Annotated in this window: 14 protein-coding genes; 4 read left to right on the top strand and 10 right to left on the bottom strand. The window is 31.5% G+C overall.

Annotated elements, in window-relative coordinates; genetic code table 11:
- Position 1: 1 nt before the first annotated feature.
- A complete protein-coding gene (locus tag TL18_RS03670; protein ID WP_231483663.1) occupies positions 2-1,756 on the top strand; it encodes an ABC transporter ATP-binding protein in 1,755 nt (584 codons plus the stop codon).
- Between the two features lie 33 nt (positions 1,757-1,789).
- The gene (locus TL18_RS03665; RefSeq protein ID WP_067041482.1) at positions 1,790-2,773 is read left to right on the top strand and encodes a hypothetical protein; all 984 of its coding nucleotides are present in this window, start codon (positions 1,790-1,792) and stop codon (positions 2,771-2,773) included.
- Positions 2,774-3,003: 230 nt separating this feature from the next.
- Here the strand turns inward: TL18_RS03665 and TL18_RS11295 are convergent, their stop codons facing one another.
- Both TL18_RS11295 and TL18_RS03655 read right to left on the bottom strand, forming a co-directional pair.
- On the bottom strand, positions 3,004-3,339 hold the full coding sequence (locus TL18_RS11295; RefSeq protein WP_082706356.1) for a histone family protein: 336 nt from the start codon (positions 3,337-3,339) through the stop codon (positions 3,004-3,006).
- Between the two features lie 370 nt (positions 3,340-3,709).
- Positions 3,710-4,657, bottom strand: a complete 948-nt coding sequence (locus TL18_RS03655; RefSeq protein WP_067041479.1) for a phosphatase PAP2 family protein — start codon at positions 4,655-4,657, stop codon at positions 3,710-3,712.
- A 375-nt stretch (positions 4,658-5,032) separates the two neighbouring features.
- Here TL18_RS03655 and TL18_RS03650 point away from each other — a divergent pair, with 375 nt between their 5' ends.
- Positions 5,033-5,650 (top strand): zinc-ribbon domain-containing protein, encoded by a 618-nt coding sequence (locus TL18_RS03650; RefSeq protein WP_067041477.1) that lies wholly within the window; start codon positions 5,033-5,035, stop codon positions 5,648-5,650.
- A 199-nt stretch (positions 5,651-5,849) separates the two neighbouring features.
- On the opposite strand, the gene TL18_RS03645 is transcribed toward TL18_RS03650, so the two are convergent.
- Positions 5,850-6,542 carry a type II CAAX prenyl endopeptidase Rce1 family protein gene (locus TL18_RS03645; RefSeq protein ID WP_067041474.1) on the bottom strand — a complete coding sequence of 231 codons (693 nt, stop codon included), beginning with the start codon at positions 6,540-6,542 and terminating at the stop codon, positions 5,850-5,852.
- 291 nt (positions 6,543-6,833) lie between these two features.
- Positions 6,834-7,589: a CPBP family intramembrane glutamic endopeptidase gene (locus tag TL18_RS03640; RefSeq protein WP_197031847.1), complete on the bottom strand. Its 756-nt coding sequence runs from the start codon at positions 7,587-7,589 to the stop codon at positions 6,834-6,836.
- 319 nt (positions 7,590-7,908) lie between these two features.
- On the opposite strand from TL18_RS03640, the gene TL18_RS03635 reads away from it, so the two are divergent.
- Positions 7,909-9,363: a sodium-dependent transporter gene (locus TL18_RS03635; protein ID WP_067041467.1), complete on the top strand. Its 1,455-nt coding sequence runs from the start codon at positions 7,909-7,911 to the stop codon at positions 9,361-9,363.
- Between the two features lie 5 nt (positions 9,364-9,368).
- Here the strand turns inward: TL18_RS03635 and TL18_RS03630 are convergent, their stop codons facing one another.
- From TL18_RS03630 to TL18_RS03605, 6 genes are all read right to left on the bottom strand, one after another.
- A complete protein-coding gene (locus TL18_RS03630) occupies positions 9,369-9,758 on the bottom strand; it encodes a hypothetical protein (RefSeq protein WP_067041464.1) in 390 nt (129 codons plus the stop codon).
- A 63-nt stretch (positions 9,759-9,821) separates the two neighbouring features.
- Positions 9,822-10,250: an RNA-binding protein gene (locus tag TL18_RS03625; RefSeq protein ID WP_067041461.1), complete on the bottom strand. Its 429-nt coding sequence runs from the start codon at positions 10,248-10,250 to the stop codon at positions 9,822-9,824.
- Between the two features lie 29 nt (positions 10,251-10,279).
- Positions 10,280-10,837: a 50S ribosomal protein L15e gene (locus TL18_RS03620; RefSeq protein WP_067041458.1), complete on the bottom strand. Its 558-nt coding sequence runs from the start codon at positions 10,835-10,837 to the stop codon at positions 10,280-10,282.
- A 184-nt stretch (positions 10,838-11,021) separates the two neighbouring features.
- Positions 11,022-11,207, bottom strand: a complete 186-nt coding sequence (locus tag TL18_RS03615; RefSeq protein ID WP_067041455.1) for a hypothetical protein — start codon at positions 11,205-11,207, stop codon at positions 11,022-11,024.
- The gene (locus tag TL18_RS03610; RefSeq protein WP_067041452.1) at positions 11,208-11,939 is read right to left on the bottom strand and encodes a hypothetical protein; all 732 of its coding nucleotides are present in this window, start codon (positions 11,937-11,939) and stop codon (positions 11,208-11,210) included. It abuts the gene before it with no gap.
- 105 nt (positions 11,940-12,044) lie between these two features.
- Positions 12,045-13,235, bottom strand: coding sequence for a glycosyltransferase (locus TL18_RS03605; protein ID WP_067041449.1), 1,191 nt, complete (start codon positions 13,233-13,235; stop codon positions 12,045-12,047).
- Between the last annotated feature and the right edge of the window lie 25 nt (positions 13,236-13,260).

The raw sequence follows: 13,260 nt of genomic DNA, 5'->3' as shown, positions 1-13,260 counted from the left end.
AATGGGAATTAAAAAAATTATAAAAAATGTTTTGCAATTAATGAATGAGTATAAACTTACATTCACTTTTGCAGGCGTTTGTGCAATAATAACAGTCATATGTACCGTCATTACTCCCATATTTTTAGGAGACGCAATAGATATTCTCACTGAAGGAGCCCTCAATATTGTTAACCATACTGGAACACTTGATTTTGCTAGATTATGTTACATATTACTCATTATTGGAACACTATATTTCATCGGCAATGTATTTACATACCTTAAAACATATTATTTGGCGAAAACGACTTCCAAAATTGTTTACACATTAAGACAAAGAATGACAAATAAAGTAATGGGAATGCCGATGAATTCTGTTGATGAAAATCAAAGAGGTGATGTTTTAGCAAGAATGACAAATGATATTGACGCTCTGGAAACTGGTCTTATATCATCATTTTTTGAAATAACAACTGCCATAATTACAGTCATAGGTACCCTCATAATGATGCTTATCACTAATGTTTGGTTGACATTGGCCGTTGTTTGCATATCCCTCCTGTCAATATTTTTCATTGGAATCGTCGTGAAATTCTCTCAAAAATATTTCGATAAACAGTTATCCATCCAAGGAAGTACCGCAGGCCAAATTGAAGAAATATTTTCCAGCCAGGAATTAATAAGAACACTTAACTATGAAGACCGCGCAGTCGATGATTTTAATGAAAAGATTGATGAATGGTACGCCCATGAATGGAAATCACAATTCTTTTCAAATCTCAACACCCCGCTTATGAACCTGGATTCCAATCTGGGATATGTTGCAATAGCAGTATTGGGATCAATCTTTGTTCTTCAAGGCACAATGTCAATTGGAAGAATTTTATCATTTTTTGAATTCTTAAATAATTTTACAGAACCTATAGAAAACATAACCTCAATAATACCTCTACTTCAGGCAGGAACAGCCTCTGCTGAAAGGATATTCGAGTTTTTAGATATGGAAGAAGAAGAAAATCCCTCCAAAAAGGAATTTAAATCATTTAATAATAAAATAACCTTCGATAACATCAGTTTCGGTTATACTGAAAATGAAAAGATTATTGACAACTTTTCATTAACCGTCAAAAAAGGTGAAAAAGTAGCCATTATCGGTGAAACAGGATCCGGTAAAACAACCCTCATTAAGCTACTTACAAGATTATACGATGTCGATTCGGGAGAGATAAAAATTGACGGAGTAAACATCAACGAATATGACAAACATTCTCTTAGGTCATTTATTGGAATGGTTTTACAGGAAATCTGGCTGTTTTCAGATACGATTGAAGAAAACATCAGATACGGCAATCTGGATGCAACAGAGGATGAAATAATTGAAGCTGCAAAGAAGGCGAATGCAGACAGTTTCATAAGACAACTTCCAGAAGGTTATAAAACCATCCTAAATGAAGATGGGGATAACCTATCACAAGGTCAAAAACAACTCCTGACAATAGCTAGAGCAATTATCTCCAATAAGGAAATCTTAATTCTAGACGAAGCAACATCCAATGTAGATACAAGAACAGAACTATTGATTCAAGAGGCTTTAGACAAGTTGATGGAAAATAAAACCAGTTTTGTTGTAGCTCATAGACTGTCAACCGTTAAAAATGCCGATAAAATCATTGTGCTTGGAAAAGGAAGGGTAATTGAGCAAGGAAACCATGATGAGCTTTTAGCCAAAAAAGGATACTACTACAATACACTGAAAACTCAAGAGAATAACTAATAATATATTTCAATAATTAATGGAGGACTAATAATGATTGATGATTCCAAATTAGGTTATAGGAAATATGTTCTAGAAGAATTTGAATTTGAAAGCGGATATGTCCTTCGGGATGTTGAAGTGGAATATACCACTCGCGGAACTCCAAAATATGACAGCGAAGGCAACATTACCAATGCAATCATCTATTGTCATAGGTTTAATGGAAATTGCCTATCCATCGAAGATTTGCATCAATTGATTGGTCCGGAAAGCGAGTTATCTGATTTTAACTTTTTTTATATATCCATTACATCTTTAGGCTATCAGGAATCATGTTCACCATCTACAACCAATTTAAAATTTGATTTCCCAGAATATTCCATTAGAGATCGTGTAAACTTCAAAAGAAAGTTTTTAGACGAAGTATTCAATATGACTAGAGTCCTTGGTATTCTGGGGGTTGGAATTGGTGGTTATGAAGCCTATACATGGGCATGCGAATATCCTGATGAACTTGAATTTCTAATTATAGGCAGCAGTTCTTTTAAGACAGATGGCTATCGCTACATTACTTCCAAAGCCCTGGATAATATGATTTATGTCTCAGATGCTTATTGGAGTACTGTTTATAGTGAAGATTTATCTAAGATGATGTTTTCAATCAATTCATTAATTTATTCCCAGTACTTTCCAAAAAGAGCATTTCAAAAGTTTACCCGAGATGAACTTGACATATTTATGGATAAATTTATTGATGAGGGTTCTTCTGAAGACATCTATGATTTTAAATATAGGAATAATGCTCTTTTAGATTACGATGTGGAAGATAAATTATCCAATATCAAAGCAAAAACATTGATTGTCGGTTCTTCCGAAGAAGTTTATTATTCTCCCGAATTTGATTTATGGCCTCTTAAAGACAAAATAGAAAATGTAGAAATCCGTCTTTTTGAAGCTGAAAATTTCGTTTACAAATATGATTTTTCAATGTTTGTAACACTATTTAGAGAATTTTTAGAAGAGTTTAGAAAATAGATTGAACCTCCCTATGATTAGAAAATGCGCAAAAAGAGCAACAAATCATTTTATTGACCGCCTGTGAATTCTACAGTTATTTCATGTTTTCCAATCCAGAAATGAAAAAAAATATCTAATTAACCTTAATAAAAAAATAAAAAAAATGAAGAAAAACTTGCGAATAATAAACTATAAGATTTAAATTAAATCAATATAATTTAATCGTATTAATATTAATATCCACCAGTTTATTCTTGTTTTTCCAATTTCATAAATCCTTTAATGATTTCTTCAATGCCTTTTCCTTCTGAAGCAGCTTCAAATACATCTTTGATTACATCTAAAAGATTGTGTTTATTCTTAACAGAAGATCCACTAGTTTCTGATTTGCCAATAGCTAAAGCAATATCTTCTGCTTTTACTGTTTGCCTTTTTGCATATTTTGCATATTCAATTGCCTTTTTAGCGATTGCTTCTGCGTCATCTTCTAAGAATTCAACTAATGTGTCTACTGCATCAGCACTTACTCTTTCAGCACCTTCTTCTTTGATAATCCTTTTTACAGGAGCTTTAGGAATTGCCATAATTTTCACCTCCGTTATAATCGTATGATATTATTATATTATAATTTAATATTAAAGCTTTTTCATATTTAACTTAAAATTACTAAATTTCATATAAGAAAATACACAAATTATAAGCATCAATTCAATTTTTACATAACCCTTTATAAATGAAACCGAACGCTCAAAAAAATATCCGATAAATCAGCTTTTGCTGTCTATCGATATATATAATAAACTGTCATGGCCTACACATAATCCATTGAATTATATAATAATTATTAGGGTTACCCATACCTTAAAGAAATAATTTTTAGAGGGAAATATCCATAGTTTAATTTAAATACAAACATTCAAAAACCAACAGGATAATGTGATTAAAACTAACTTATTATATTATTTGGCTCTTTTGGAAAAATTTAATTATTGCCGGATATATTAACATGACAAATAATCCTAATATAAACATTCCCAGGAAATTTACTAGTGGAGTAGTGGATCCAATTAATGGCAAAATAACAGTTGCAATAAATCCAATGCCCACAAACCCACATAAAAATCTAATCATTTTAATTTCAGTTGTTCCTTCATCTGAAAATTTAATGAATCTTCGCTCTATTGGCCATGAAATCAATATTGCTGAAATTAAACCGATATTATAAAAAGCACCTAAAGTCAAAATTGCAGGATCAACAATTAATTTACCTGCAGAATCATAATCCATTGGATATCCTTTTGTTAAAATATAAATAGTTACTATTGCTGCAAGTATTAATCCAATAACTGATATGATTATGTCAAAATTAGGTTTTTCATCTAATCTATCGAATAATTTGGAAAATATTAGCAATACAATAACCGTATATATGAAAGCGCCCAAAACATCCAAAACAGAATGAACACATAAATAAAGTCTACTAAAAAGAACAAGCATCATGCAAACAGCAAAAACAATATTTAAAGCTTTAGAGTATTTTCCCCTTATAATAATTCCGCCGAATAAAGTTGTTACATTTGATGAATGGCCACTTGGAAAAGAATATCCCGTAGCTGAGGGCATGGCATCATTTACAGGATGTATTCTTGAATCCAGTATCCATGGCCGATATATACATGCAATATTTTTAAGAAAGGAAGTAACAATATTAGACCCGCAAAATGCAATAAACAGATATTCTCCTAGTTTTTTATCCAAACACCAGTAAAATAATGCCATTAAAACAATGACGCTTATTGTTTCACCATAATATGAACATGAAACAAAAAACGAATCAAATATTCCGCCTATTGATTGTCTAAAAAATTGTATAAATAATAGTGGGTCTACAATAATATTCATAAGAATCATATAATTCTATATTTGGAGAAATATTTAACTCTTCCCAAAAATAAAAATATTAAACTAATTTACTGAAAATTTATATAATTCACCCCAGACTATAACTAATTAATAATTTTATCTATTTTATCAAAAATACTTCCGCAACGAAATTAGTTCTTAACGATTTAGCAATTAATGATAATTATAGAAAAAACATTCAGTTTAAACTCTAAAAAAAATGTGAGAAAAAACTAATTTAAATTAAGAGAATAAGTTTTAAAATCTTTTTTATCTAATCCGACCATCGTAGTAGAAATTGGAAAAATATACACAATATATAAATAAGTTTTGACTAAAATTTGTTTAAGAAGACTAATTTGAGAAGGGTATGAAATGGCCAATTTTTGTACTAATTGCGGGACTAAATTAAGAAAAGATGATAATTTCTGCACTAATTGCGGAACTAAAATAGATAAATCTGATATAAAACAGAATAATCCTTTATTAAAATCAGCACCCGACAGTATAGAAAAGAATAAAGCTAAAAAAGAACTTAAAAGAGTGGTTGGCGGAAAATTATTATACAATGAAACATTTAGTGAGGAATTACTCAGAAACGGTTTAGATCTTATCCCTACAGGAAAAGCTATCAAAGAGCAAGTTGAAAAAGAAATAGATTCTGGTCAAATTAAAAGCGGAGGCGTAGAATTTAGGGTGAATCAATTAATACAGGAATACAAAATCAAAAAAGAAGAAGAACCTAAAATCACAAAAGTAAAAAAACAAACTAGAATCAAAAAAGTAAAAAAAGAACCTGTAATAGCTAAAGAAAAAGAAATAGAAATGACTCACAGAAACTATTGTGATTTGAATTGTATACATTGCCACGAAGAATTTTTAGATAGTGAAGGATCCATAATTGGTGATTATACTGATGGAGGGATGTTTGACTATTATTGTGATTTAGGACATCAAGTAGCCCATGGAAGATTCTGTAAAGATTATGAATGAATTGTTACAATTGTTAAGTTTTAAATATTTTCAACAACCATTGCTAAACAAAATACGATGAAACTAATTCTAAAAATTATTACAATAATTATAATCTTAAAATTTTTGATTATAAAGTAATCTGCAATATAAATGCATCCACTAAGATTAAAAAAATGGGTTTAGAAAAAAATAATTAGAGATGCAATTGCATATCCATTTAGACAAATCCAAGCAATGTAATCATTACAATAAACTCATCAGTCAATAAATGACAAAGGTATGGAACAAGGATGTTTTTAGTTTTAATGTATCCATAAAACTCGAATATTGATCCAAAGCCCTGTATGAAAAGTGCAAATATGAACATGATAGGATTATATGCATGCAAGGCTGCAAACATTACCATGATTAAAGCAACAGATGAGATTATGGATAATTTACGGTTATTCGAGTATTTGTAAATCACTCTTAAGAAAAATATGAATGGAATGAATTTAACGAATTCCTCACCCATCACTTGAAATATCATACTAAACATTGTAAAAATATTGAATGAATGCGGATCCAGGGTTCCACTACTAACTATTCCAAATTGGGACAATATAAAATCCATAACAATTGAATATATCATATATCCGGCAAAAAGAGCTACTATAAGAACAATATCTCTACGGGAAGGCATTCTAAATACTGCCTCATAATCCCATTTTAAAAAATATAATACTGGAACAATTAACACTATACATCCCAATATTGAAAAATGAATCTTATCAGATATTGCTAAAAAAAAACCAATAAAAAATGCAAAGAATAAAACAATCCAACCCCATTTTGGAATGTATGGATTTTTATTATAAAACGGGATATCATAATCCTTATCTTCAAACTTAAACCAATCTGTTTCTACCATATTCTAAACTATAATTTAAACATATTTATAATTTTTCAAATTATTTTTTATTTATAATATGAAAAACATTTTAAAGAGTATTTCAATAGATTTTGTCTGATATTTCTTTTAAAAAAAAGTAAAAATCTATTCCGTCCTCCAAAAATTTAAATTGTAAAATATTGTTTCAAAGAAATGATTCCATAATTTCATGAGAATGTTTGACGGACAAAGATTTTTTCATTTTCAAATCTAAAAAAAATTAGTTTAAATTCCAAAAAATAATTAAAAAGATTATTCATAATTGAATAATCATATGTTTTGAGCGTTTTCTGGGATTTCACCAAACCAATCAGTTTTCTTACCAACGCAATACACTATAATGTATAGTATAATTAAAAAAACAATTCCTGATACAACATCCAATAATTGCGGAGATGAAGTTGATACTTTTAGTCCAAGCATGACAAATAAACCAACAGCAAAATTATTCACAGAATGCATGGCGGAACTTACTTCAATACCATTTGTTTTCCAGGCAAAAAATCCATAACCAAGACCTGAAACTAATGTTTCAAAGAGGCCAATACTGTTATATCCATGGGCCAGCGTAAATATTATGGCTTGAAGAACCAACGCTAAAAGAGGTATCCTAAACCATGACCCAAATGTTTGCATAATCAATCCACGAAATACATATTCTTCTGCAATAGACTGGAGAGGTACAGAAATCAAAATTACGGCAAGAAATGCTATTGAAAAATGAGATACATCCTTTTGTCCTGAAATAGCGGCCTCTGCACCCATATATATTATGTACAATATTAATGGAATAACCAATGCCTTGAAATAGAGTTTGAAATTCCATCCTCCACGTGAAGATGAATAAGAGGAAAACGGCCTATCCCCAACAACTTTTGATGCAAGATATAATGAAGGGATAAACACAATAACAAACAAATCGGAAAAGAGTATTGCAAGTGGAGAATTTAATGCCTCATATCCTCCTCGGATAGTATCTCTTACAAAATCAGGTCCAACAATTATGTAAAAAACCCCTATTACCACTCCAGTGAGTATAAGAGTTATTATAAAACTTAGTATAAAAACAATTATCGGTTTGTACCACCTATAGTTCTCAAAGGTTCTTGGAAACGTAACATAATCAGCTATCTTATCATTCATTGTCATAATTATAAATTACAAATTACATCATATATACTTTTAGAGGAGGTAGTCAATTTCATATTACCTCTCCAAATATGATTAAAGAATTACAAGTACATGCTAAAAGAACTTTTTTAAGTTAAATGAGACATATCCGATTAAATTAACATGAATATATTTATATTATTTTTAAAAGAAAGATTAATCAGGTGAAGAATTAATGGTTAATCAAACTCAATGGAATTCAAGAATTGCATTTCTTTTGTCAATGATTGGGTCTGCTGTCGGATTAGGCAATATCTGGCGTTATAGCTATGTGGTTTATACTAATGGTGGAGGAACCTTTTTTATACCATATTTAATTGCAATTCTAATTATGGGAATTCCATTTATTGTATTGGAATACGGTATTGGATTCAGACATAAGGATTCATTTTCCAATATTCTAAAGGGCATTAATCCTAAATTGGAGTACATGTCATGGGCATTAGTTTTAATCATGTATTTAGTTTTAATCTATTATCTAGTTATAGTAGGTTGGGATTTGGTATATTTGGGTTCCAGTTTTAATTTCAACTGGGGAAGTGATCCTGCACTTTATTTTGTAAAAAACGTTGGTGGAAGCTCAAATTTATCCAATATGGCAAATTTCATAATTCCAACAACAATTTCCATGTTGATAGTATGGATTTTAGTTTGGTATATTTCCCATAAAGACTTGAATGAAGGAATAGGCACAGCTTCAAAGATCTTAATCCCTATGCTTTTTGGCATAATGGCTTTCATTATCATTTTTGCATTAACGCTTCCAGGTGCAAGCATCGGCATAAAAGCACTATTGAATCCTGATTGGCCTATGCTTCTGGATATAGATATTTGGCTGGCTGCCTTTTCACAAATTATTTTCTCATTAAGTATGGGATCGACCATTTCATTAACATTTGCCAGTTATCTGCCTGAAGGATCAAAATTAACAGATAATGTTTTTATTGTGATTTTTGCAAATTGTGCATTTGAAGTATGTACAGCATTTGGAATATTCTCCATTCTAGGATATATGTCCTATACTTCAGGAACCCCCCTGGTCGAATTGGTAAATGAAGGTACGGGACTGGTATTTGTTGTATTCCCAATGATTTTTAATATTATGGGTCCTATTGGCCGCATAATTGCCCCATTATTATTTATAGCAATATTATTTGCTGGAATAACTTCATCTGTTGCGATATTTGAACCAATGATAAATTCAACAGTCCATAAGCTAAACTGGTCTCGTAGAAAAACAGTAACTATATGGTCAATAGTTGGTTGCATACTCTCATTATTATTCACAACAGGAATTAGCTGTTATCTGGTGGGCATTGTTGACGGTTTAATTACAGACTTCTGCATCCTTCTTTTAATTGCAATCCAATGTATATTATTCACATGGTTCTATGATATTGAAGGACTCATTCCAATATTGAATGAAAATAACAAGGCTAAAGTTGGAAAATCATGGGTGTTTGTCCTTAAATATATATTGCCGATATTTCTGTTCATCATGTGGGGCATTGGAGTATATAATTTACTTTTAAATGCAGATAATTTCGAATTAACTATTTATGGCATAATTACAGTCGTTATTTTAATCGTGAGTTATATTTTTACAAATATCATTGAAGAACGCCATTGAAAAAGTTATCTGCTAACGACAGTAACATTACCCTCATAGGTGCAGCCCTGATACTTTCCATCGCCTGCAAAGGTAAAATCACCGTAATAGTTTTCATTTTTGGCATCGGGCAGGTATTCTGCATGCTCTATCGTGAATTCACCGTTTTCATCAGTTACAACATCTACAAGAGTGCCCATTTCATGGCCGGGCTTGTGGTATGTGATTGTCTTATTTGCAACGCCATAACTGTATGCATCCATCAATACTCCTGAAAAAGAGCCATTCTCGGCAACTTCCGTTTGGTTAATAAGTATAAAAGTTGCTACATTATTGTTGAACTGGAACCAGAATACTCCAAAGCATATTACAAGAGCAACCAATAGAATTATTAAATAATAACTTTGCTTTTCCATATCAATCCCTTGTAAATATATTAGATTTTTTCTAAAATAAACCTTATGACTGAATAAGTATATCTAGCAAGTTTTCTCATTTGAAATAGCTTCACGAACTTTATCAACAGCAATCTGTTTTTTAGCAGGAAACGCAGCAATCTTTATTTTGAGATGGATTGCATCACCCTTATCCAAAATGGTGAATTTTTCATCTAGAGCGTCAGCTTTATCAAATCTTAAAAACCAGTTCCCTTTATCATCAATTTTGCGCTCTAAGTCATCGTTTAATTTGTCCAAATCGACATTTTCCAAAAGTGTATTAAAAAAAGTCTTTGTGTATCGTTTTTTGGAAACAACACCAGATAAAATAATAATCTTATCTTCCAATAATCCTTCGGCTTCTTCTGCTTCGATTTCAGCCTCGGGAAGAATGTTTAAAATAGCTTGAGAAATCTCATCAACACTTTCATTTTCATAAACGAAAGCTCTAAATTTTATATTATGAATCATTTTAATCAAAAAAGGAATTTGAAGAAAAATTAGATTTTTCTTCTTCTAGCTTGTTCTGAGCCTTTTCCTTTAGATTTGATTCCACGTCCTTTGTTACCAGCACTAGTTAAGCCTCTGAGAGCTCTGTTAGTGTGTTTTTTGGAGCAAATCCAATTGATTTTCTTATCGTTAATGATAGAAGGACTGTTTGGATCAACTAAAATTACTTCATAATATTTATGTTTTCCAGTAGACCATACCCAGTAGGAGTTCAATACTTCTAAGTTAGGGTATTTTTTAGCTACACGTTCTTCAGCAATTCTTTGAATGGATTTTGCTTGGGTAATTTTGTTTACACCCATTCTTTTAGGTTTACGACCATTGAAACGACGAGTTTTTCTTCTTCCACCACGTCTTACTCTGGTTCTTACTAAAACGAAACCTTTTTTAGCTCTGTAACCTAAACTTCTAGCTCTGTCGAGTCTAGTTGGTCTTTCAATTCTTTGAACTGCTTTTTGTCTTTTCCATTTAGGAGCTCTTTCCCACATGAGTTCACGTACGTAGGACTCATCTGGGTTTTTCCATGCGTCTCTAATATATTTATACATAAATTAACACCTTTTTGTTCAGCCACGAAGGCCACATCCATATGGGAACTTATCCCAAAAAAAGTAATTATTACTGTCAAAAATAACAGTAATCAAATATTTGTTTTATGTATTTATAAATGTATCTATATTTTAGATAATTATGAGATTTAAAAAAGCTGAACAGAAAAACTAAAAGAATATCCTAATCTATTAACTCAAATCCATATTTTCTTAAAAACTTTATAACCCTTTTTTCTCTATTTTTAATATATTCACTCGATTGACCCTCAATCCTTTTTCTAAAAAGTGAATGTTCCTTAGGGTACATGGGAATTCCACCACATTTATGCACATGACAGATTCTTTTTGACGGGTTTTCTTTTGACATTTACTCATACTCCATTTTATTCAAAATTAAAGGTATACCACCAATACTTTTTTCAATAGAGGTTAACAAATAATCACTAAATATACATTCAATCATATCCCTTACCATCACTACCCCACCATATTGCAATTTAGTTTCTTTTTCAATTTTATCTAATTCAATTGAAAGATTCAACTGGAAATTTTCTCTTAATTCTTTATCAATGCCGCCCTTAAATTCTACTGTCCAAAAAGAATTTTTTGAAGTTATAACTTCATAATCTTCAAATTCGTTTTCTAATATGTCAAAATTCTCTGGAGATGGAACAGAGTAATAACCTTCTGTATGGTTATGAACAGATGCTAAATTCCGGTCATTTAACTGAATTATATCTAAATCCCCTCCACTTTCACCCATTTTTCCTTTCCAACAATATATCACATCACCTGTTCTGTAATCAAAATATATCAACCATTCAACATCTTCATTAACAGTTTTCCTTCTAAATTCATCAACTAACCTGCATGCCCCATCACAAAAGTCACTAGGCAAATCTTTAGGATTAATTGACTTAACACTTTCATCAACTTTTAATTTTTTATATTCTATCCAATCTTCATCATCTATTGCATTGCCTGAAATTGGTAAAACCAAACCGCCCCCATCATCATTTAAAAATTCATTGAAACTTTCAATCGACAATAGCGAAGAAAAAGCACTGATGATTATCAAAATAATGTTTCTGAAATTCATGAACTTATATTAAACTTTAAAGCATATAAATTACTTTGTTTTAAATTTAAACAATTTTAAAGAGTTAAATAAATATTTCAAAGTAAAAATAATATTCAAGAGTAACTACAATAATCGTTTCATGGCTTCCTCAAACTTATCCGTGATTGCTTCCCAATCATTTGATTCCACATATTCCCTTCCGGCAGAAGCGATTTCATCATATTTTCCACTTGCCAAAATGTCATCCACGGTTTCCAATACCTCAGAAGCTTCATGAATATATTCAATGCCATGACCATATCCGAATTCCTTTGAAATGCCCGGAAGTTCTGTTGCAATCACTACCTTCTTCATGGCCAGGTACTCATATAGCTTAATCGGAACAATATCCTGCATTATCTCTTCATCAATGTATGCTGGAAGCAGGCAGAAATCGGCTGATGCCAAAAACTCAGGAATCTTTTCAAATGGCTGCTTTCCGGTTAAAATAAGCTGATTTGACATGTCATATTCGTCTCTGATTTGGCACATCTCATCATATGCATCGCCGTCACCCACAACCAAAATCTTATAATTGGGATAGCTTTCCTTGTTTTTGCCAAGTTCACGTGCGAGCTCCTTCATTCCTGCAAACTCATAAATCCAACCCATGAAGAAAAGAACAATGTCATCTTTGGCTATTCCGTATTCTTCACGTATTCTGGAATCGTCCAAATCAGGATTGTAGCTTGCAAGATCAATTCCCGCATCAATCAATATTGTAGACTCGGGCTTTGCACCGACAGTGTATGCGAATTCCGTCAATTTCTTATTGATTGTAATTACCAAATCCGCATTGCGAATGGTTTTTTCTGTAAAAATTTGGCCTAACTTTTGAAATGCCTTTTCCGGAATCAACGCATAAATCACATCAATGAAATAGTATACGAATGGAATGTTTTTCTTCTTGGCGATTGCTGATGCATTGTATGAATTTAAAATGCCCAATGCCAATATGATATCCGGTTTGAATTCATCTATCTGGTGTTCAATTTCCTTTTTATGTGTGAAAAACAGTGTTGCGTAATTGAGTCCCTTGATTTTGATAAATCCCGGCCTTATCACATCAATATTTGCACCCTGTTTGATTTTTGAGACATCTTCATGGACTTCCCTATGGTATATTAGGCCTTTGTCATCATCATTCGGCCAGTCAATAGGATAGTCGATAACCCTGATTTCATGACCTCTTAAAGCCATTCTCTCCATCAGATGATGCTGTTGGTGAGGATTTCTCTCCAGCCAGTCGGACTCCTGAACAACCAATATTTTCATGAAGTAATATTTATTATTGAATAGA

It is taken from the genome of Methanobrevibacter sp. YE315 (genome assembly GCF_001548675.1).
GTDB lineage: Archaea > Methanobacteriota > Methanobacteria > Methanobacteriales > Methanobacteriaceae > Methanocatella.
Note: the sequence above shows the minus strand (reverse complement) of the source record. Positions and strands in the feature narration are given on the sequence as shown.

Bases quoted from the DNA above. Each gene is read 5' to 3' on its own strand.
- TL18_RS03670 (WP_231483663.1), top strand. From the start codon at position 2: ATGGGAATTAAAAAAATTATAAAAAATGTTTTGCAATTAATGAATGAG.
- TL18_RS03665 (WP_067041482.1), top strand. From the start codon at position 1,790: ATGATTGATGATTCCAAATTAGGTTATAGGAAATATGTTCTAGAAGAA.
- TL18_RS11295 (WP_082706356.1), bottom strand. From the start codon at position 3,339: ATGGCAATTCCTAAAGCTCCTGTAAAAAGGATTATCAAAGAAGAAGGT.
- TL18_RS03655 (WP_067041479.1), bottom strand. From the start codon at position 4,657: ATGAATATTATTGTAGACCCACTATTATTTATACAATTTTTTAGACAA.
- TL18_RS03650 (WP_067041477.1), top strand. From the start codon at position 5,033: ATGGCCAATTTTTGTACTAATTGCGGGACTAAATTAAGAAAAGATGAT.
- TL18_RS03645 (WP_067041474.1), bottom strand. From the start codon at position 6,542: ATGGTAGAAACAGATTGGTTTAAGTTTGAAGATAAGGATTATGATATC.
- TL18_RS03635 (WP_067041467.1), top strand. From the start codon at position 7,909: ATGGTTAATCAAACTCAATGGAATTCAAGAATTGCATTTCTTTTGTCA.
- TL18_RS03630 (WP_067041464.1), bottom strand. From the start codon at position 9,758: ATGGAAAAGCAAAGTTATTATTTAATAATTCTATTGGTTGCTCTTGTA.
- TL18_RS03625 (WP_067041461.1), bottom strand. From the start codon at position 10,250: ATGATTCATAATATAAAATTTAGAGCTTTCGTTTATGAAAATGAAAGT.
- TL18_RS03620 (WP_067041458.1), bottom strand. From the start codon at position 10,837: ATGTATAAATATATTAGAGACGCATGGAAAAACCCAGATGAGTCCTAC.
- TL18_RS03615 (WP_067041455.1), bottom strand. From the start codon at position 11,207: ATGTCAAAAGAAAACCCGTCAAAAAGAATCTGTCATGTGCATAAATGT.
- TL18_RS03610 (WP_067041452.1), bottom strand. From the start codon at position 11,939: ATGAATTTCAGAAACATTATTTTGATAATCATCAGTGCTTTTTCTTCG.
- TL18_RS03605 (WP_067041449.1), bottom strand. From the start codon at position 13,235: ATGAAAATATTGGTTGTTCAGGAGTCCGACTGGCTGGAGAGAAATCCT.